General features: G+C 67.7%; 18 protein-coding genes. 15 read left to right on the top strand and 3 right to left on the bottom strand.

Annotated features, from left to right (window positions below):
- Positions 1–185: 185 nt before the first annotated feature.
- The 3 genes from MEBOL_RS41200 to MEBOL_RS16435 are packed head-to-tail and all read left to right on the top strand — an operon-like array spanning position 186 to position 3399.
- Positions 186–572 carry a HEPN domain-containing protein gene (locus MEBOL_RS41200; RefSeq protein WP_157775042.1) on the top strand — a complete coding sequence of 129 codons (387 nt, stop codon included), beginning with the start codon at positions 186–188 and terminating at the stop codon, positions 570–572.
- Positions 569–1942 (top strand): KGGVGR-motif variant AAA ATPase, encoded by a 1374-nt coding sequence (locus MEBOL_RS41195; protein WP_157775040.1) that lies wholly within the window; start codon positions 569–571, stop codon positions 1940–1942. Before MEBOL_RS41200 ends, MEBOL_RS41195 begins: the two co-directional genes overlap by 4 nt.
- On the top strand, positions 1939–3399 hold the full coding sequence (locus tag MEBOL_RS16435) for a hypothetical protein (RefSeq protein ID WP_095978328.1): 1461 nt from the start codon (positions 1939–1941) through the stop codon (positions 3397–3399). The genes MEBOL_RS41195 and MEBOL_RS16435 overlap by 4 nt, the downstream gene beginning before the upstream one ends.
- A gap of 63 nt (positions 3400–3462) precedes the next feature.
- On the opposite strand, the gene MEBOL_RS16430 is transcribed toward MEBOL_RS16435, so the two are convergent.
- Positions 3463–4158: a phosphoribosyltransferase gene (locus MEBOL_RS16430; protein WP_095978327.1), complete on the bottom strand. Its 696-nt coding sequence runs from the start codon at positions 4156–4158 to the stop codon at positions 3463–3465.
- 232 nt (positions 4159–4390) lie between these two features.
- Between MEBOL_RS16430 and MEBOL_RS16425 the strand changes: the two genes are divergently transcribed.
- From MEBOL_RS16425 to MEBOL_RS16375, 11 genes are read left to right on the top strand one after another with little or no spacing between them, the layout of a single operon-like run.
- Entirely contained in the window at positions 4391–5038 is a 648-nt protein-coding gene (locus MEBOL_RS16425; protein WP_095978326.1) for a cytochrome c3 family protein, read from the top strand.
- Entirely contained in the window at positions 5026–8010 is a 2985-nt protein-coding gene (locus MEBOL_RS43660; RefSeq protein WP_095978325.1) for a TAT-variant-translocated molybdopterin oxidoreductase, read from the top strand. The genes MEBOL_RS16425 and MEBOL_RS43660 overlap by 13 nt, the downstream gene beginning before the upstream one ends.
- Positions 8003–9352 carry an NrfD/PsrC family molybdoenzyme membrane anchor subunit gene (gene nrfD, locus MEBOL_RS16415; protein ID WP_095978324.1) on the top strand — a complete coding sequence of 450 codons (1350 nt, stop codon included), beginning with the start codon at positions 8003–8005 and terminating at the stop codon, positions 9350–9352. The genes MEBOL_RS43660 and nrfD overlap by 8 nt, the downstream gene beginning before the upstream one ends.
- A 3-nt stretch (positions 9353–9355) precedes the next feature.
- Entirely contained in the window at positions 9356–9889 is a 534-nt protein-coding gene (locus MEBOL_RS16410; protein WP_095978323.1) for a DUF3341 domain-containing protein, read from the top strand.
- Positions 9886–10473 carry a c-type cytochrome gene (locus MEBOL_RS16405; RefSeq protein WP_095978322.1) on the top strand — a complete coding sequence of 196 codons (588 nt, stop codon included), beginning with the start codon at positions 9886–9888 and terminating at the stop codon, positions 10471–10473. Before MEBOL_RS16410 ends, MEBOL_RS16405 begins: the two co-directional genes overlap by 4 nt.
- Positions 10470–11654: a hypothetical protein gene (locus MEBOL_RS16400; RefSeq protein ID WP_095978321.1), complete on the top strand. Its 1185-nt coding sequence runs from the start codon at positions 10470–10472 to the stop codon at positions 11652–11654. The genes MEBOL_RS16405 and MEBOL_RS16400 overlap by 4 nt, the downstream gene beginning before the upstream one ends.
- Positions 11651–12046 (top strand): hypothetical protein, encoded by a 396-nt coding sequence (locus MEBOL_RS16395; protein WP_095978320.1) that lies wholly within the window; start codon positions 11651–11653, stop codon positions 12044–12046. Before MEBOL_RS16400 ends, MEBOL_RS16395 begins: the two co-directional genes overlap by 4 nt.
- A complete protein-coding gene (coxB, locus tag MEBOL_RS16390) occupies positions 12043–13170 on the top strand; it encodes a cytochrome c oxidase subunit II (protein WP_095978319.1) in 1128 nt (375 codons plus the stop codon). Before MEBOL_RS16395 ends, coxB begins: the two co-directional genes overlap by 4 nt.
- The gene (locus MEBOL_RS16385; protein ID WP_095978318.1) at positions 13148–14770 is read left to right on the top strand and encodes a cbb3-type cytochrome c oxidase subunit I; all 1623 of its coding nucleotides are present in this window, start codon (positions 13148–13150) and stop codon (positions 14768–14770) included. Before coxB ends, MEBOL_RS16385 begins: the two co-directional genes overlap by 23 nt.
- Positions 14760–15398: a cytochrome c oxidase subunit 3 family protein gene (locus MEBOL_RS16380; RefSeq protein WP_095978317.1), complete on the top strand. Its 639-nt coding sequence runs from the start codon at positions 14760–14762 to the stop codon at positions 15396–15398. Before MEBOL_RS16385 ends, MEBOL_RS16380 begins: the two co-directional genes overlap by 11 nt.
- A 10-nt stretch (positions 15399–15408) precedes the next feature.
- Complete coding sequence (locus MEBOL_RS16375) at positions 15409–15792, top strand: cytochrome C oxidase subunit IV family protein (protein ID WP_095978316.1); 384 nt, start codon at positions 15409–15411, stop codon at positions 15790–15792.
- 81 nt (positions 15793–15873) lie between these two features.
- On the opposite strand, the gene MEBOL_RS16370 is transcribed toward MEBOL_RS16375, so the two are convergent.
- Both MEBOL_RS16370 and MEBOL_RS16365 read right to left on the bottom strand, forming a co-directional pair.
- A complete protein-coding gene (locus MEBOL_RS16370) occupies positions 15874–16344 on the bottom strand; it encodes an NUDIX hydrolase (protein WP_095982820.1) in 471 nt (156 codons plus the stop codon).
- Positions 16341–17627 carry a DUF2380 domain-containing protein gene (locus tag MEBOL_RS16365; protein WP_342747776.1) on the bottom strand — a complete coding sequence of 429 codons (1287 nt, stop codon included), beginning with the start codon at positions 17625–17627 and terminating at the stop codon, positions 16341–16343. Before MEBOL_RS16365 ends, MEBOL_RS16370 begins: the two co-directional genes overlap by 4 nt.
- Positions 17628–18136: 509 nt before the next feature.
- Here MEBOL_RS16365 and MEBOL_RS16360 point away from each other — a divergent pair.
- A complete protein-coding gene (locus MEBOL_RS16360) occupies positions 18137–20317 on the top strand; it encodes a sensor histidine kinase (RefSeq protein ID WP_095978314.1) in 2181 nt (726 codons plus the stop codon).
- Positions 20318–20324 lie beyond the last annotated feature (7 nt).

The following is a 20324-nucleotide window of genomic DNA, read 5'->3' as shown; positions in this document are numbered from 1 at the left end:
CTCCCCGGGACTCGCGTAGCGCCAGCGCGGCGTCCACTCCTCCGGCGGCCACGAAGCAGTCCGTCTCTCCGGATGGACGTGTTCCGGGGGCGCAACGCGCTTCCGTCTCGAAGCCCATGGGCCTGTATCGAAGAGCTTGCGCCTACCTTGTGGCCTGCTACAGAGCGCATCAGGGGAGGTGTGCGATGGCCTATACTCCGGATATGCCTACAGCGGCCCGGCGGCTTCTGGATGCAGCGAGAAAGTTGGATTCCGACGGGAGAGCCGATGTCGCGGCCTATTTATTCGGCCTTGCTGCCGAATGTGCTCTCAAGGCTGTGGCTCAGACCATTCCTGAGGCGCGTCGTGACGACGTGCTGTATGCTCATTTTCCCCAATTGCGAACAGTCCTGCGGGACGTGCTTTCAAGTCGCCGTGCGCAGGAGCTGCGTCGGCTCATTGAGAGCGATCGATTCCTGAATGAATGGGAAATCAAAATTCGTTACGCCCGTGCGGACGACATCCGCAATAAACCTGTCAAAGACTGGGAAGAGCAGGCAGTGAAAGCTATCAACCTTATGGAGAGAGCATGACCTTCGACGCCAATGTCTTCTTCGATGATAGCTTGCCGCGACTGGTTGAGACGGTTGCTGCTGAACTCGGTGATGAGGGCCTTGCTGCAGGAGTTGTTCTGCGTGATGCCTCTGGACGACTGGCCTTCTTTGCAGGGTACCCTCTTGACGCCGAACGCTCCCAACGACTCGCAACCCGTTTATTGGGGGAGCTACGCGCCTACGCGCGCACTGATCGCGTTCTTGTGGGACCGTCCGATTTCGGAGCGAAAGAGATCCTGGAGGATTCATCGGTGCTTCAGTGCCGAGTTGGTCAGCGTACTGTTCGTTTAGCGGACCGCCGACTCGTTGGCGCTGACTGGCTGCGGAAACCTGCGGAACTTGCGCCCCCACCGCCTCGTTTCGTATTTGCCAGCTTGAAGGGGGGTGTAGGACGCTCGACCTCATTATCGGTTGTAGCAGCTCATTTGGCTGCGAGAGGTGGTCGGGTGTTGGCTGTCGATCTGGACCTTGAGGCGCCTGGATTAGGGGCCTTGCTGCTCACTCGAGACATTCTCCCTGAATTCGGAACCATTGATGCTCTGGTGGAGAACAACCTCCACGAACTCAATGACAGCTTTCTCTCTGATCTGATTGGTCCTTCGTCCCTGGCGAGCCGTGGGGGGCGGATTGACGTCGTTCCAGCGTTTGGACGTCGTTCGCTGGATAATCCTGGGGATATCCTAGGTAAGCTCGCACGCGCATACGCGGAAGACATCCGTCCCGATGGGTCGGTGGCAACGATCCTGGATCAAGTCCGCGACCTGATAGATCGGCTCGCGAGCGCTGGCGGCTATGACGCCATTCTTGTCGATGCCCGTGCGGGGCTACACGAAACCACTGCGTCTGCTGTGCTGGGACTCGGCGCAGATGTGCTGCTATTCGGTCTCCACGAGGAGCAGACCTTTCAAGGATATACCGCGCTGCTCGCACATTTGGCCCGACTTGTACCTCCTGGGTCGCTGGTACCCGAATGGGTTGAACGACTCACTCCCGTTCAGGCCAAGGCGCCCGTTGACGCCATCGCTCGATCGGAGTTCAACCAGCGGTGGCAATCGATGGTGAGAGAGCATGGCCCACTAGCGACAGCGTGGGTGGCGCCGAGGGAAGTACAGATACCAGAAGGTTTTCGCGATGTTCCGTGGAACGAACAAGTTCCCGATGAAGAAGTTCTACCGCCAGAGTGGTCGCTGCTTGAGCCCATTGCGGTGTTGCGCGATGACCGCTTCGAACGATTCGACCCTCTTCGTCGGCGTGATTTGCTCTCCGAGGAGGTTTACCGAAGTACTTTCGGCGCAATTCTCGAACGTGTCGAAGGCGCCGTTTTCCCAAAAAATGAGGTCTCGTCGTGACTACGACCAACAAGGATTTCGTTGCTCTTCGAGACGAGTTAGCGTCGTGGCCTGCCGAATCGTCGAGTGACGCACATGGTGTGCAAGCACCGGCCGAGCGCGAAGTCTATGCTCCTGCGACCCACTCGGCGGCGCTCGATCCCGCATCGACCATCGTGCAAGGTTCCCGCGGCACCGGGAAGAGCTTCTGGGCAGGCGTACTGGGAGATCCTTCGCTTCGGGCGGCCACGGCCAAGGCCTATCCTCGCTTGGGTTTGGATCAACTTGATGTCCGGTTTGGCTACACTGGATTGGCAGGACCAGAAGGGGTCGACAAGGAGAAACTGGACGAGTGTGTATCGCCGAGGGCAGCCATCGACGAGGCGCGCGTGTTCTGGTGGGCGACTATCCTGCGTGCGATAGATAGTTCCGTAGGCCGCACCGCGCGCAGGCCGAAGGAATTCCTCGATGTTGCAGCCAACATCGAGCAGCGCGAGGCGATGATAACGGCGCATGCCCGCAGATTGCAGGCACATGGTTCGACGCTACTCATCGTGTACGATGCTCTCGACACATTAGCGTCATCTTGGAAACGGCGACGTATGCTCACCTTGGCACTGCTTGAGGTCGTCTGGGCGATGAGAGCATGGCGTGCGATTCGTCCGAAGCTCTTCCTTCGTCCAGATCAACTTGAGGACGAGTCCTTGCGGTTCGTGGAGTTACCGAAGTTGCGTACTGGCGCTGTGCGTCTTACTTGGAGTGGTACTGACCTGTACGCTCTTTTCTTCGCGCGTCTATCTACTGGCCATGCGGCTGACTCTTTTAAACGCCTTCTGGCATCGCTGAGTTTGCCATGGGTGCCCTATGATCAGATTCTTGCGAGGCAATGGCCGCTTGCTCATGATGAGCAGAGTCAGCGTCGGTTGATGGCCGCGCTGGCGGGGGCCCACATGGCGCCGGGGCCGCACGGACACAAAAAGGGAAACACCTACGATTGGCCGCTCAAGCATTTGGGTGATGCATTTGATGAGGTTACGCCAAGGAGTTTCCTAAGCCTATCCATCGGCGCGGCGAAATATGGCGAGTCACCCCCAGAGGATCGTGTCATCACTCCGGAGGGCATTCGGCACGGGCTACGCGCGGCTTCGAAGATGCGCGTTGACCAGCTTCACGACGAATTCCCGTGGATTAAAGGAGTGTTGGCTCCGCTCGCGGGTCTTCTACTTCCGTGCGATGAAAAAGAGGTCTTCAAGGTGTGGAAGAAAGCGAAGACGGTCAGCGAGGCGGTTGAAAGCGCTAAGCGGCACGGCTATCTGCCTCCGTTCCCTGAGCAAGAGGATGCGGATGAAAGAAATCTTTACATGGCACTCAAGCGTATTGGCGTCATGTTCCGACGCCAGGACGAGCGCCTCGACATGCCAGACCTTTTCCGCGTGGCGGCGAAACTCCTGAAGAAGGGTGGGACCGCTCCGCTGTGAGCGGTCTGTTGAGCGCTGACTAGCTCCGCTATTCTCGGTCGATGGAGCCCTGGGCATTTTCGTTCAAAGACTCTCGTGGCCGAGCGCTCCCTGGGAATGAGCGCCCACGTGCTCCTGGGCCGCCCGCTGTAGCAACTGTTGCACTTCCTCATCCGAGGTCTGCTCGAAGTCCTGGTACCAGTCCCCCACGGCCCAGAAGGGCTCGGGGGTACGGGCGCAGATGATGTCATCCACCTCGTCCCGCAGCGCCTCGCACGTCTCCTTCGCGGCCACGGGCACGCCCACGATGATGAGCGCGGGCGCTTCCTTGCGCAGCGCCTCCACGGCGGCCCTCATGGTGGCGCCCGTGGCCAGTCCATCGTCCACGAGAATGACCGTGCGGCCGTGCGCGTCGGGCGCCGGCCGCTCGCCCCGGTAGAGGCGGTTGCGCCGGGCGATCTCCCGCTCCTCGCGCTCCGTCAACCGGGCGAGCGCCTCCGGGCCGATGCCGCACTGCTCGATGAGTTCCTGGTCGAGCACCCGCACGCCCCCCGCCGCGATGGCGCCCAGGGCCACCTCCTCGTCTCCGGGCATGCCGAGCTTGCGCACGAGGAAGATGTCCAGGGGGACTCCGAGCGACCGGGCCACCTCGAAGCCCACGGGGACACCTCCGCGCGGCAGCGCCAGCACCAAGACGTCGGCGCGGCCTCGCCAGGCGCCGAGTCGCTCGGCCAGCGCGCGTCCCGCGTCATACCGATCCTGATACCTGGAGGAATTCATGAGGTCGCTCCGGAGCGGGGTCCTCCTGGAAGATGGAGTCCGCACCCGGGGTGGTGCGGGGTCCATGCAACGGGATGCGGCCCGCTCGGCATGCCCCCGGGTGGGCATCCAGGCTCAATGCATTGCATGACGCCCAACGCTTCACCGCGGGTCGCGGTTCACCAGTGCATAGAGCCTGGGCCGCGTGATTGTCGTGCCTGTCTGCCTTCTCTAGGGTCGACGGCACCTTTTCATGGCCTGGATCTTCACACCTCGCGCCAACACCGTGGCGCGTGTCGCCGCCCTGGGCCTGTTGGCCACGCCCGTGGTGGGTGTCGGAATCCTCTGGCTCTACGCCCGGAGTCCGCTCGCGCAGAACATGCGCCAGCCCGTGGCCCAGCCCGTGCAATTCGATCACCGTCACCACGCCGGTGAAGAGGGCATCGACTGCCGCTACTGCCACCACACCGTCGAGGTGTCCTCGAGCGCGGGCTACCCGTCGCTCGCCACCTGCATGGGCTGCCACGCGCAGATCTGGAACCAGAGCCCGCTGCTGGAGCCCGTGCGCCAGTCCTATTTCGCGGACCGCCCCCTGGTCTGGCGCCGCGTGCATGACCTGCCGGACTTCGTCTACTTCAACCACTCCATCCATGTGGCCAAGGGCGTGGGGTGCGTCACCTGCCATGGGCGGGTGGACCTGATGCCGTCCGTCTCCCAGGTGCATCCGCTGTCGATGGGCTGGTGCCTGGAGTGTCACCGGGACCCGGCTCCCTCGCTGCGCCCCCTGTCGGCCATCACCTCGATGCGCTGGGAGCGCGGCCCGGAGGACCCCTCTCCCGAGGCCCTGGTGCGCCTCCTCGACGTCCATCCGCGAACGGACTGCACGACATGTCATCGCTGACCGACCGCTACCCGCTGCCCGTGATCCAGGACGCGCGTCCCCGCGCGTGGCGGAGTCTGGAGGAACTGCACGGGGACGTGGAGGCCTCCGAGGGCGAGTTCCCCCCGGGCGCGAGCGCTCCGCCCGAGGGCATGGACCGGCGCCGCTTCCTCCAGCTCGTGGGGACGACGGCGGCGCTCGCGGGGCTGGCGGCGTGCAAGCGGCCCGCGGAGAAGGTGCTGCCCTACACCCAGAATCCGCCCGAGGTGACGCCCGGCGTGCCCCAGGCCTACGCCACGGCGTGGGAGTGGGAGGGCTACGCGGCGGGGCTCGTGGTGACGGCCTGGGAGGGGCGGCCCACGAAGGTGGAGGGCAATCCGGATCACCCCCTGAGCCTCGGAGCGACGAGCCCCCAGGCCCAGGCGCTGCCGGTGGACCTCTATGATCCGTCCCGCACGCGGGGGGTGAGTCTGCGCGGCGCCCCGCGCACGCTCGCGGAGTACCTGGAGGTCCATGCCGGGCGCGCGCGCGCGCTGGAGGCGAAGGGCGGCGAGGGGTTGTGGTTGCTCCTGGAGCCCTCGGCCTCGCCCACGCGGAGAGAGCTGGTGGAGCGCATCCGCCAGCGCTTCCCACGGGCGCGGGTGGAGGCGCACCACGCGCTCTCGCGGGACGCGGTGCACGAGGGGGCGCGGCTCGCCTTCGGCCGGCCGCTGGAGACGCGGGTGCGCTACGACGAGGCGCGGGTGGTGCTCGCGCTGGACGCGGACTTCCTCACCCAGGGCCCCTCCGCGCTGCGCGACGCGCGCGCCTTCGCCCGCTCGCGCACGCCCGAGCGCGAGGCCATGGGCCGGCTGTACGTGGCCGAGAGTCATTTCAGCGTCACGGGGATGAACGCGGATCACCGCTTCCCCCTGCGGCCCTCGGAGGTGGAGCGCTTCGCCCTGGCGGTGGCGGGGGAACTCGCGCGGGAGCACGGACTCGAGCGCCTGGCGCCCTGGCGAGAGCGGGCCCCCGCGTGGCCCGAGCGGGCGCGGGAGGTGCGCGCGGTGGCGGCGGATCTCGCCCGGCAAGGGGCTCGGGCGGTGGTGGTGGTGGGGCCTCGGCAGCCCGCCCGGGTGCATGCGCTGGCGCATGGGCTCAACGCGGCGTTGGGCAGTCAGCCGGGGCTCGTCACGCTGCACGAGCCCGGTGTGGACACGGGGCGGCCCACGGGGCCGGGGGTGCTGCGCGAGCTGGCCGAGGCGGCGCGCTCGGGCCGGGTGGACACCCTGGTGGTGACGGCGTTCGATCCCGTGTCCTCGGCTCCGGCGGGCGTGGACCTGGGCCAGGCGCTGGGCGCGGTGCCCCACTCCATCTACCGGGCCTACCGGACGGACGAGACGGCGCGGCGCTGTGGGTGGGTGCTCCCGGCGGCGCACGTGCTGGAGTCCTGGGGAGACACGCGCGCGGTGGACGGCACGGCGAGCGTCATCCAGCCCCTCATCCAGCCGATCTTCGGAGGGCTCACGGAGCTGGACGTGCTCGCGCCCTTCGCGGGCGTGGCGGAGCGCTCGTCGTACGAGCTGGTGAAGGCGAGCTGGGCGCGGCGGCTCGGGGGCAACGGGCCCGCCTTCGAGGACGCCTGGGAGCAGGGGCTCGCGGTGGGCGCGTTCCCGGGCACCCAGGCCCCCGAGGTCGAGGCGTCCGTGGATGTGGAGGCGGTGGCGGCGGGCGGTGGCTCCCCGGCGCCCGGGGGCGCACCGGGGCTCGAGCTCAACCTGCTGCCCGGCTACAAGGTCCACGACGGGCGCTTCTTCCACAACGCGTGGTTGCAGGAGCTGCCGGATCCCCTGACGACGCTGACGTGGGGCAACGCGGCGCTGGTGAGCCCCACCACGGCGGGGCGGCTGGGGCTCGGGACGAGGGACCGGGTGCGGCTGACGCTGCGCGGACGGACGGTGGAGGCGGTGGTGTACGTGCTGCCCGGGCACGCGGATGACACGGTGTCCCTGGAGCTGGGCTGGGGGCGCGAGGGGCCGACGCCGGAGCGCGAGGTGCTGGGCACCCCCGCCTATGCGCTGCGGCACGAGGACGCGCCGTGGTTCGCCTCCGGGCTCCAGGTGGAGAAGGGGGAGGGCCAGGGGCGGCTGGCGGTGACCCAGGCGCACGGCGTCATGAAGGGGCGGGAGATCGCCCTGCACGACACGCTCGGGGACTTCGAGGAGAAGAAGCCCCGGTACCTGGCGCACCTCAAGGGTCCGGTGGAGAGCCTGTACGACCCGTTCAAGTACGGCGAGCCCTACCAATGGGCGATGGCGGTGGACCTGAACCGGTGCACGGGCTGCGGGGCGTGCGTGGTGGCGTGCCAGGCGGAGAACAACATCCCGGTGGTGGGGCCCGAGCAGGTGGAGCGGAGCCGGGAGATGCACTGGCTGCGGGTGGACCGCTACTTCGAGGGCCCGCCCGAGGCGCCGCGCGCCATTCCCCAGCCGATGATGTGCCAGCACTGCGAGACGGCGCCGTGCGAGTACGTGTGCCCGGTGAACGCCACCGTCCACACGGACGAGGGCCTGAACCAGATGGTCTACAACCGCTGCGTCGGCACGCGGTACTGCTCGAACAACTGCCCCTACAAGGTCCGGCGCTTCAACTTCCTGAACTACCACCGGGACATGGCTCCGGTGAAACAACTGGGCTTCAACCCGGACGTCACCGTGCGCATGCGCGGGGTGATGGAGAAGTGCACGTACTGCGTGCAGCGCATCGAGCGGGCCCGCATCGAGGCGCGCAGGGTGCTCGAGCCCATCGACACGAAGGCGCTCGTGTCCGCGTGCGCGCAGGTGTGCCCGACGGAGGCCATCGTCTTCGGCTCCCTGCACGAGCCCGAGTCGGAGGTGGCGCGCAGGCACCGGGACGCGCGGCGCTACGACGTGCTGCACGAGCAGGGCACGCGCCCACGCACCGTGTACCTCGCGCGCATCAGCCATCCCAACCCGGAGCTGGACCATGGCTGAACCACTCATCGTGGGCACCCAGAGCGCGGAGAGCCTCACGGGCTCGCTGCTCGCGCCCATCCACCGGCGGCCGGGCCGGGTGTGGTGGTCGCTGTTCTTCCTGACGCTCGGGGGCACGGGCCTGTTCGTGGCGGCCATCCTCGTGACGCTCACGCGGGGCATCGGCGCGTGGGGCAACAACGTCCCGGTGGCGTGGGCTTTCGGCATCATCGACTTCGTGTGGTGGATTGGCTTTGGCCACGCGGGCACGCTCATCTCCGCCATCCTCGTGCTCTTCCAGCAGAAGTGGCGCGCGTCGGTGAACCGCTTCGCCGAGGCGATGACGCTCTTCGCCGTCATGCAGGCGGGGCTCTTCCCCCTCCTGCACCTGGGGCGGCCGTGGGTCTTCTACTGGCTCATCCCCTACCCGAGCACCATGCGGGTGTGGCCCCAGTTCCGCTCCTCGCTGCCGTGGGACGTGGTGGCCATCACCACGTATTTCGTGGTGTCGCTGCTCTTCTGGTACCTGGGGCTGCTGCCGGACCTGGCGTCGGCGAGGGACCGGGCGACCACACGCGCGCGGCAGTTCTGGTACGGGCTGTTCTCGCTCGGGTGGACGGGCTCGGCGAGGCACTGGCACCACTGGCGCACGGGCTACCTGCTGCTCGCGGGACTGGCCACGCCGCTGGTGCTCAGCGTGCACACCATCGTCAGCTTCGACTTCGCCATCGCCCAGGTGCCCGGCTGGCACTCCACCATCTTCCCGCCCTACTTCGTCGCGGGCGCCATCTTCTCCGGGCTCGCGCTGGTGCTCACGCTGCTCCTGCCCGTGCGAGGGCCCCTGGGCCTCGGCCACGTCATCACGGAGCGGCACGTGGACATCCTCTGCAAGCTGATGCTCGCCACGGGGATGATGGTGTCCTACGGCTACCTGCAGGAGCACTTCTTCGCCTGGTACAGCGGCGACGAGACGGAGCTGGCCGCGTATGCCTTCCAGCGCTCGGGCGAGTGGGCGTGGCTCTTCCGCTTCCAGATGCTGTCCAACGTCCTCCTGCCGCACCTCTTCTGGTTCTCGTGGGCGAGGAAGAACCTGGCGGTGGTGTGGCTCACCTCGCTGGCGGTGGACCTGGGCATGTGGGTGGAGCGCTTCACCATCATCGTGCCCTCGCTCGCGCGGGACTTCCTGCCGAGCAGCTGGGCGCACTACGCGCCCACGTGGGTGGACCTGTCGCTGCTCGGCGGCTCCATGTGCTTCTTCGGGTTCCTCTTCCTGCTCTTCCTGCGCTTCATCCCGCCCGTGCCCATCAGCGAGGTGAAAGAGCTGCATCACGAGCTGAGCCGGGCGGCGGGGAAGGGGGCCTGAGCCATGCGCTACTGGGTGGTGGGGGAGTTCGGCTCGGGGGACGAGGTGAAGCGGGCGCTCGGGCGGCTGCGCGAGCTGGGCTACGCGAAGGAGACGCTGGATGTCTTCTCGCCCTACCCGGTGGACGGCGTGGACGCGCTGCTGGAGCTGCGGCCCTCGCCGGTGCGGCTCTTCGCGCTGGGGGCGGGGCTGGCGGGCGCGGTGTTCGGCTACACGGTGCAGTGGTGGTGCAACGCGGTGGACTGGCCGCTCAACGTGGGCAACCGCCCGCCGCACGCGGCGCCCGCCTTCGTGCCCATCACCTTCGAGTCCATGGTGCTCTTCGCCTCGCTGGCCATCTTCCTCGGGCTCATGGGGCTGTTCCGCTTTCCCCGGCCGCACCACCCGCTCTTCGAGCTGGAGTCCTTCCGCTCGGCGTCCACGGGGGGCTTCTGGGTGAGCGTCACCCTGGAGGACGCGGCCCGGACGGAGTCCGTGCTCGAGCACCTGCGCGCCCTGGAGGCGCGGACGGCCTCGGTGGTGGAGGAGACGGCATGAGGCACTTCCTCGGTGTGCTGGCGGTGGTGGGGCCGCTGATGGGCTGCTCCGTGGACTTCCAGGGGTGGGCGGGGATGAAGGACCAGCCCAAGGCGATGGCCTACCGGGAGAGCGACGTCTTCGCGGACGAGCGCGCCATGCGCGTGCCCCCGCCGGGCACGGTGCCGAGGGAGTACAAGGACCGGAGCCGGCGCGTGCGCACGGGTGGGGACACGGTGGAGACGAGCGCGGGCATTCCCCTGACGCTCACGCGCGAACTCCTGGAGCAAGGGCACAAGTCCTTCGACATCTACTGCGCCACGTGTCACGGCGTGCGCGGAGACGGGGTGAGCCCGGTGGCGCGGAAGATGGGGGTGCGCGCGCCGCCGTCGCTGCTGGTGCTGCCGCCGTACGCGGACGGCCACTACTTCAACGTCATCGGCCGGGGCTTCGGATTGATGCCGGGCTACGCGGAGAAGCTGACGCCCGAGCAACGCTGGGCGGTGGTGGCCTACGTGCGCGCGCTCCAGGCGAGCCAGCGCGTGCGGCTGGAGGACGTGCCGCCCGAGGCGCGCGAGCGGCTGCTCCAGGAGAAGGCGCCATGACGAAGGCGCTCGGGCCCTTCACGGGAGGGCTGGAGGCCACGAGGACCGCGGCGGCGGTGGGGGTGGCGGGGCTCGTGCTGACGGGCGTGGGCTTCGGAGAGGAGCCGAGGCGCGCGCTGTTCTCCTACCTGTTCGCCTTCGCGTACTGGGCGGGCCTGGCGGTGGCGTCGCTGCTGCTGCTGGGCACCTGGCACGCGTCCCGGGCACGCTGGCCCGTGGTGCTGCGGCGCATGCTGGAGACGATGGCGGCGAGTCTTCCGCTCCTGGCCCTCTTCTTCCTGCCGCTGCTCGCGGGAGCGCACCTGCTCTACCCGTGGATGGGCGCCGTGCCCGCGTGGTCCGCGGAGGACTTGAGGAAGCTCGAGCACAAGCGCGCCTGGCTCCAGCGGCCCTTCTGGGACGTGCGCTCGGCGGTGTACTTCGGGGTGTGGATCGCCGTGGGCGAGCTGCTCTTGCGCTGGTCCCGCCGCCAGGATGGCACGGAGGACGCGCGGCTCACCCGGTGGCAGCGGTGGCTGGGCACGGGCTCGCTGCCGGTGGTGGCGCTGGCCATGTCCTTCGCGGCGCTGGACTGGCTCATGTCGCTCGAGCCGCTCTTCGTCTCCACGGTGTATGGGCTGTACTGGTTCTCCGGGGCCTTCGTGGGGGCGCTGGCGATGCTGACGCTGGCCACGGTGCTGGCGCGCGGGCCCGCGTTGTATGGCGAGCTCGTCAATGCCTCGCACCTGGCGAGCCTGGGCAAGTTCCTCTTCGCCTTCAGCCTCTTCTGGGCCTACATGGCCTACAGCCAGTTCTTCCTCATCTGGATCGCCAACGTGCCGCGCGAGGTGCCCTGGTACGTGCTGCGCGCCAAGGGGGCGTGGGAGCCGGTGGCGCTCTTCGTGGTGGGCGCGCGCTTCGTGCTGCCCCTGTTCATCCTGCTGTCGCGGCCGTTCAAACAACACCGCCGCACGCTGGGGACTCTGGCCGTGTGGCTGCTGCTCGCGCACGGCGTGGACACCTGGTGGCTGGTGATTCCCGTGGTGAGCCCCGAGGGGCCGAGCCTGTCCTGGACGGACCTCACGGCCTTCCTGGGGCTGGGGGGCTCGGTGGTGGCCTTCACCCTGTGGCGGCTGCGCGGACACGCCACCGCGCCGGTGGGGGACCCGTTCCTGGCCGACTCGCTGGGGTACGACGAATGAGCGGCGACACCCCGGGGGAATGGAAGACGCCCGAGAGGGACAAGGCGCCGGTGAGCGGGTGGGCCGTCACGGCGGTGCTCGCCGGGGCGCTGTTCGTCTTCACCGTCTTCGGGTGGCTCACGTGGCGGCAGCTCCAGGCGCGCGAGGCCCATCTCCTCCCCGCGGGCCCCCGGGAGCCAAGGCGGCTGGATTCGCCGGAGGTGAACCTGGTGAACACGGGGCTCATCGTGCTGGACACCCGCGCGGACGAGGAGAAGGCCGCCGAGGCGCGGCGGCTGCACGGCGAGGGCTGGGTGGATCGGGACGCCGGCGTGGTGCACCTCCCCATCGAGCAGGGCATCGAGCGGGTGCTGAGCGGACAGCGTCCTGGGGGAGAGGCGGGGACGCCATGACGCTCAACGAGCTCTTCCGCCGGGTGCTCTTCCTGCCCGAGCAGGCCTCCACCTTCGCTCGGGACGTGGACTTCCTGCACTACGTCATCATCAGCACGGCCATGTTCATGGCCACGCTCATCTTCGGGTTGACGGGGTTCTTCCTCATTCGCTACCGGCGGCGCTCGGATTCACAGACCACGCGCAAGGTCCAGACGTCGCTCGCGTGGGAGGTGGTCTTCGTGGGAGCGCCGCTGAGCGTCTTCCTCGCGTGGTTCTTCATCGGCTACCACGACTTCGTGCACATGCGCACGCCGCCGACGGATGCCATGGACGTGTACGTGGTGGGCAAGCAGTGGATGTGGAAGTTCACCCACGCCGAGGGCCCCAACGCCGTGGGCGTGCTGCGGGTACCGGTGGGCCGGCCGGTGCGGTTGCTGCTCACCAGCCAGGACGTCATCCACTCCTTCTATGTCCCGGCGTTCCGCGTGAAGCAGGACGCGCTGCCCGGGGCCTACACGCAGGCGTGGTTCGAGGTGACGCGGCCGGGCCGCTACCGGGTGATGTGCGCGGAGTACTGCGGGCTGAAACACTCGGAGATGTGGGCCGAGGTGGTGGCGCTCTCGCCGGAGGACTACGCGGCGTGGCTGCGCGAGCAGCGCGAGGGGCCGATGGAGAAGCGGGACGCGACGCCGAGCGTGGCCGAGCGGAAGACGCCCCAGGAGCCCGCGCTCCAGGCGGTGCGCTACTCGGCCGAGGCGCCTCATGGAGAGTTGATGGTGGCCGAGCGGGGCTCGCTGATCGAACGGGGCGAGCGCGTGGCGGCGGAGCAGGGGTGTCTGCGCTGCCACTCAGTGGATGGCACGGCGCACATCGGGCCCACGTGGAGGGGCCTGTATCGCAAGCAGGAGCGCCTGGTGGGGGGCACCACGGTGGTGGCGGACGAGGCCTATCTCACCGAGTCGATGATGCAGCCGCTGGAGCAAGTGGTGGAGGGGTTCGAACCCGTGATGCCCTCGTACCAGGGGCGGTTGGAGGCGGCGGAGGTGGCGGCGCTGCTCGAGTACATCAAGTCGCTGCGCGGCTCGCCGCGGCGGTTCATCCAGACAGGAGGGCCCGTGTATGAGCCCATCGGCGCCCAGTAGCCCGCCAGCCACCACCTATCTCTCCCACGAGACGACGGCGCGCTCGTGGCTGCTCACGCGCGACCACAAGCGCATTGGCGTGATGTTCCTGGTGCTGACGCTCTTCGCGCTGCTGCTCGGGGGCACCTTCGCGATGCTGCTGCGTCTGGAATTGCTCACGCCCGGGCCCACGATCATGGGCCCCATGACGTACAACCGCGTGTTCACCCTGCACGGCGTCATCATGGTGTGGCTGTTCATGATTCCAGCCATCCCCTCGGCGTTCGGCAACTTCGTGCTGCCGCTCATGCTCGGGGCCAAGGAGGTGGCCTTCCCGAGGCTCAACCTGGCCTCGGTGTATATCTACGCGGCGGGCTCGGCGCTCACGCTCTTTGGCATGCTGTGGAGCGGCGCGGACACGGGCTGGACGTTCTACACGCCCTACAGCACCACCTCGCCCACGGCCGTGACGCCCATCCTCCTGGGCGTCTTCATCATCGGCTTCTCCACCATCATCACCGGGCTCAACTTCATCACCACCACGCATACGCTGAGGGCGCCGGGTATGCACTGGACGCGCATTCCGCTCTTCGTGTGGACGATCTACGGCACGTCCGTCATCCAGGTGGTGGCCACGCCGGTGCTCGCCATGGTGCTGGTGCTGGTGGCGATGGAGCGCGTGGTGGGCGCGGGCATCTTCGATCCCTCGCGCGGGGGCGACCCGGTGCTCTTCCAGCACCTGTTCTGGTTCTACTCGCACCCGGCCGTCTACATCATGGTGTTGCCCGCCATGGGCGTCATCACCGAGGTGGTGTGCGCGTTCAGCCGCAAGAACATCTTCGGCTACCGGATGATCGCCGCGTCCACGTTCGGCATCGCGTTCGTGGGCTTCTTCTCGTGGGGACACCACATGTTCGTGTCGGGCCAGTCCACGTTCGGCTCGGGCGTGTTCGGGGTGCTGAGCATGCTGGTGGCCATCTTCACGGCCATCAAGATCTTCAACTGGGTGGCGACGATGTATGGCGGGGCCATCGACTTGAAGGTGCCGCTGCTCTACGTGCTGGGGTTCATCTTCCTGCTCACGTTCGGCGGGATGACGGGCGTGGCGGTGGCCACCACGTCGCTGGACGTGCACTGGCATGACACGTACTTCGTCGTGGCCCACTTCCACTACATCATGGTGGGCTCGGTGCTCATGGCCTTCCTGGCCGCGCTGCACTACTGGTGGCCGAAGATGTTCGGACGGCTCTACCCGGAGCGCTGGTCGTTCCTGGCGGCGAGCACCATCATCTTCGGCTTCATCGTGACGTTCCTGCCGCAGTTCCTCCTGGGGAACATGGGCATGCCCCGGCGCTCGTACCAATACCCGCGCGAGATGCAGTGGCTCAACGTGCTGAGCACGGCCGGTGCGTCGCTGCTGGCGTTTGGCTTCTCGCTCATCGCGCTCTATCTGCTGTGGTCCCTGCGCTACGGGAAGGTGAGCCCGGCGGACCCGTGGGGCTCGCGGGGATACGAGTGGTTCAGCGCCTCGCCACCCGTGCCGCACAACTTCACCGAGGCGCCTCGCTTCGAGCGCGAGGTCCACGACTACACCGAGCCAGGAGCGCCCCGTGTCTACTGAGGCCTCGCCGTGGCGGGAGTATTTCGGCGGCCGGGAGAAGCAGAGCGAGGCGGCGCAGCTCGGGATGTGGATCTTCCTGGGCTCGGAGGTGCTGCTCTTCGCGAACCTGTTCGTGGGGTACGCGCTCTATCGCTATTACTTCCCGGAGGTGTTCATCGCCGCGAGCAAGCACCTGAAGGCGGAAGGGGCCCTGGTGCAGACGCTGCTCCTGGTGACGAGCAGCCTGTTCGTGGTGTTGGCGGTGCACTTCATCCGCCAGGGGAAACAGTTCTCCGCGGCGGGAGTGCTGCTGGTGGCCATCCTGCTCGGGGTGGGCTTCCTCGTCATCAAGGGCTGGGAGTATTGGGAGCACTGGAAGGAGGGAGCGCTGCCCGGGGAGTACTACCGGCTGGAGGACCTGCCGGTGCGCGGCGGGAGCCTCTTCTTCACGCTCTATTTCCTGCTCACGGGGCTGCATGCCCTGCACATGCTGGTGGCGCTCGGGGTGCTGGGCTGGCTCGTCCTGGGGGCCATGTCCGGGAAGTACACGGCGGACTATCACGTGCCCGTGGAGGTGGGTGGGCTGTACTGGCACCTCGTGGACATCTTCTGGTTGTTCATCTTCCCGCTGCTGTACCTGGTGGAGTGAGGAGCACGTCATGGCGAGGAGCGCGGAGAAGAGCGCCTGGGGCTACGTGGGCGTGTGGACGGTGCTGGCGGCGCTGTCGGTGGTGACCTGGTGGCTGGGGACGAAGCTGAACCTGGGGCCCTGGTCCTTGCCGGTGGCGCTGCTGATCGCCGTGGCGAAGACGGTGCTGGTGGCCATGTTCTTCATGCACCTGGTGGAGCAACCAGGCGCCCGGCGGGTGGCCCTCCCGGTGTCGGCGCTGTTCATGGGGCTGCTGCTGGGAGGCGTGCTGCTGGACGCGATGACGCGCGAGCGCATGGCGCGGCCGGATGGACCCAAGGCGCTGGAGCCCGTGAGGCCGGGCTCGACGCGCACGGCGCCGCCGGGTTCGCCCACGCGGTGGATGGGGCACTGAGTCCTGGCCCTGGTGGTCAGCGGTTGGACGGCGCCTTCTCCAGGAGCTCCGCGAAGGAGTCCTCCATTCGCGGGGTGGAGTTCAGACCTCCTCGTCAGGCAGAAGCGTGAGCAGAAGCTCGTCGTTGGGGCCGAGCGGGCGCCAGCCGGGCGGAGGTGGCGTGGCGCGAAGCGCTGCCCTGGCCTGTCTGACACGCTCTTCATGGCTTTCTGGGGTGAACGCGCTCCACGAGCCGAGCGCCTTTGCTAGCTTGAAACGATTTGCGTCATCCATCACGGTCGGCCAGCCGTTGGGAAGGCACTCGTACAGTTCACGTACGAACTGGCTGCGCGTCAAACGCGTGAGCTGATGGCTCCGTTCCGCTTCGGAGACCAACCCATGGAATACCTGCACCGCGTTGATGTCACCTTGACCAAGCTCCTCGGCGAGCTCAACCAACGAGGCGGTGGGGCGCTCTTCGGAGAAGGCGGTGAGTGAACGATAACCGCGCTCGTGGACCCGCTCGTACAGGCGGACCTTCCAGTTGCCGTCCCAGGAGCGTCCCTCGCTCATCGCCCTCTCCACGGAATGAACTTCATCGGAAGGTCATAGCGCTTCATGTAGCCCACGACGACGTCCAGGACTTCGTTTCGCGTCAACATCCGTCCAGCGTCCACCTCGGCTTCGCGCAGCGCCTTCATGAGCATCCGGTTCCACTCACCGGGCCAGGTGCGGCCCAGCATCCACTTCCCACCGCCATGGATGGCCTCGTGGTGAGCTTGCTCCAACTTGACGCAGAACTGGTCGATGTCCATCTCGCCGGTGAAGCCGCGCTGCTCGAACCACTCGCGGAACTCCTTGGGCAGGACATGGTGTCGCGGTGGCTCGTTCATGCCTGCCCCCGCTCTGTCCGTCGCGCGCATGCCCCGCACCTCGGGCCCGTCGCCGAGTGCGTCGCGCACCCCCTTGGGCAGCTCGTCCTGAGACTGCGCCATCATCACCTGGCCGGCCTGAATCCGCACGGCCGCGCCGACGGCGGGAAGGGAAATGACGCCCGCCCGCACCAACCGGCGCATGCTCTCCACCCACTCGGCGGACACGACCATCCGCGTGCCCATCATCACACCGTCGCCGCCCACCATCAGGCCCACTCCGAGCGTGGCGGGTGCGGACGGCGGCAGTGTGGGCAGCGAGAACTTCATCGCCGATAGCAGGGTGAGCGTCTCGACGAGCTGGGCCAACAGAATCGCCTGCTCGCCGCGCTTCATCGCCACGCGGATGCGCTCCGCGGTCGAATTGAACTCATCGGAGAGATGGTCCATGAGCGCGGGGGCGTCCTTCGCCGCTGCCTCCATCTGCTCGGGCTCCAGGGAGGAGAGCGCCGTCATGACGGGCGCCATCCTCTTGCGCCAGCGCTCCATGTCCACGAGCAGCGTCTCCAGGCTGTTGAGACCCTGTTGGAGCACCCCATCGACGAACTGGAGCAAGTCGAGCCATGCCGCGAGCAGGAGCGAGCCCAGCATGGCGGCTTCGAGCCGGGGGCCGGCGAGGCGCAGCAAGGCGAGTTGCATGTCCGGGTCCGCCACCTCCGAGGCGGTGTGAGCCAGCCGGGTGGCTGCAGCGAGTTCGGCGTCAATCCATTGCAGTTGGCGGTCGCCATACTCGAGGTAACGGACGAAAAGACCGGCGGCTTTGCCGGCGATGCCCCGCTGGCTCGTCTTGAGTCTGGAGAGTGCTTCGGAGATGCGGCGCGTGGAGCCGGACACGTCGCCAAGGGCCCCGCGAAACGCCAGCTGGGCCGCGAGGGCGCTGCGCCATGCGCTCCCCTTGGCGCCGCCAGGGCCCGCAACCGTCATCGCCTCCCGGGAGTCTCGCGGTCGGTGCGACCGCGCCAGTGCGTCGGGCTCGGGAGAAACAGAGGGCCATGAAGCGAGGGTGAGTGGAGACGCTTCTCCCGGCTCCTCGGCCCACTCCGCCCCAACGGCCTCTCGCGGCGAGTCGTGCGGGGTCATCCTCCGGCCGGGTGGTGACATCCGCGACGCACAGCTGGTGGACAGCAGGCTCAGGGTGAGCAGTAGGCCCACCTTCGGAGCTCGTGGCGAGTCGGCGCGCATGTTTCATCCCCCCGGCTAAGGTCCAGACGTCAGGACGGAAATGAGCCTACTTCGTGCGGCCGACCGGATGAGCGCCGGTTTCGTCCCAACCGCGAAATCACTGTGTCCCTGGGGCAAGCTCAGGCGTGGGAGGTGACCGGCGGACCAATGGTCACGGAAGCATCCTGGCTCTAGGTTGCCACCTGATATTCTTTCCATTCTTCGGCGCGGACATTCTTGAGGTGGTTTCACGGCTTTCGAGGGGGTTGGGCATGGTCTTCCAGCGCCGCCCGTTTCGTCGGCTCGTGCTGGCGAGTCTTCTCCTGCCCGCGGCGGGAAGACGGCTGGTGGCACTCCTGGGTCTGGGCGCGTGGGCGGCGGGCCCCCTCCGACGAAGGCAGGCACGGCAGCGGCGGTTGGAGCGGTCGCTCCGCCTCTCGGAAGCCCTCTTCCAGGGCGTCGTCTCGAACGCGTTCGATGCCATCATCTCGGTCGACGACGCGCAGCGAATCACCCTCTTCAACAGGGGCGCGGAGCGCATCTTCGGCTACTCGGCGGACGAAGTCCTGGGCCAGCCCCTGGACCTGCTCATCCCCGAGGAGTTTCGCTCCCGTCATCGGCATCACGTCCAGGCGTTCGATGACCGCGCGCGGACGGCGCGGCAGATGGGCGAGCGGTTGACGGTCGCGGGTCTGCGCAAGGGCGGCGAGGTGTTCCCCGCGGAGGCCAGCATCATGCGCTCGGTGGTGGACGGGATGCGGCTGCTCACCGTCATGTTGCGGGACATCACCGCGCGCAGCCGCGCCGAGGAGGTGCTTCGCAACAGCGAGGAGCTCTTCCGGACCGCGTTCGAGAACGCTCCCATCGGCATGGCCCTGGTCTCCCTGGAGGGCGGGTTCCTCCACGCGAACAGCGCTTTGTGCGAACTCGTGGGCTACTCGCGGCGGGAATTGCTCTCCAAGACCTTCCAGGACATCACCCACCCGAGTGACCTGGAGCCGGATCTGACGAACGTGAGCCGGCTGCTCGAGGGAGTGCTCGGCACCTACCAGATGGAGAAGCGCTATTTCCACAAGCAGGGGCATGTCGTGTCCGTCCTGCTGACGTGTTCGCTGGTGCGCGGCGCCCGGGGAGAACCGCTCTACTTCGTCGGGCAGATCCAGGACATTTCCGAGAGCAAGCGGCTCGAGCGGGCCTTGCGCTTCCTGGCCGAGGCGGGCCCGAGGCTCGCGGACTCGCTCGATCCGCGCGCCTCGCTCCTCGCCGTGGCACGGATGGCCGTTCCCTCGCTGGCGGACTGGTGCGTGGTGGAGATCATCGAGGAGGACGGGCAGGTCTCCCACCTCGAGTGGGTGGCGGCGTCCGAGGAGAAGTCACGGCTGCTGGAAGAGCTGTTCGCCACCCATCCCCATGTGTCGTTCCGGCAGGGGCACCTCGTCGCCAATGTCATGCGGACGGGCCGACCCGTGCTCCTCCCCGAGCTGTCCGGGGAGGTGCTCGAGTCGACGGCGGAGGACGCGCATCACCTGGGTCTGCTGCGCCAGTTGGATCCCCGCTCGCTCATCGTCGTGCCGTTGCTCGCGCGCGAGCGCATCCTGGGCACGGTCATCCTGCTGATCTCGCGGCCGGAGTGCCAGTACGACGCGCATGACCTGGAGCTGGCCGAGGAGCTGGCCCGCCGCGCCGGGCTCGCCATCGACAATGCCTTCCTCCACGCGCGCACGGAGCAGGCGATCCGTCTGCGCGACGAGGTCCTGCGGGTCGTCGCCCATGATTTGCGCGCGCCCCTGCAAGTCGTCTCCTTGAGCAGCGAAGTCCTCCTGAGGCGATCGGCACCGGGAGAGAGGACGGCGGACCAGGGGCCGCTCGGGGCCATCCGCAAGGCGGTCGAGCGGGCGAACCGGCTCATCCAGGATCTGCTGGACGTGGCCCGGATGGAGGCGGGTCATCTCTCGGTGGTCAGCGGCCCGCGGGAGACGGCGCTGCTGCTCCAGGAGGCCGCCGAGCTGCATCGCGAGCTCGCGCGGGAGAAGTCCATCCTCCTCTCGGTGGAGGTCCCGGATGGTGCGTCTCCGATCCTGGCGGATCGGGATCGGGTGCTGCAGATCTTCTCGAACCTGCTCGGCAACGCGCTCAAGTTCACGCCGAATGGGGGGCGGATCTCCCTGCGGGCCTGGCCCCTGGGGGACATGATGTGCTTCTCGGTGAGCGACACGGGGCCGGGAATCTCCGGGGAGGAGCTGCCCCACCTCTTCGAGCCGTTCTGGCAGGCCCGGAAAGGGCACAAGCAGGGGGCGGGCCTGGGGCTCGCGATCGCGAGGGGGCTCGTGGACGCCCACGGGGGGCGGTTGTGGGCCGAGAGCGAGCCGGGGCTGGGAAGCACGTTCTACTTCACGCTTCCGCGCGTGATGTCCGCCGACGAGCCCGCCGCGGGGCAGCTTCCGGCGTCGTGAGTCTGGA

Origin of the sequence: Melittangium boletus DSM 14713 (genome assembly GCF_002305855.1) — a bacterium.
Classification (GTDB): Bacteria; Myxococcota; Myxococcia; order Myxococcales; family Myxococcaceae; genus Cystobacter; species Cystobacter boletus.
Note: the sequence above shows the minus strand (reverse complement) of the source record. Positions and strands in the feature narration are given on the sequence as shown.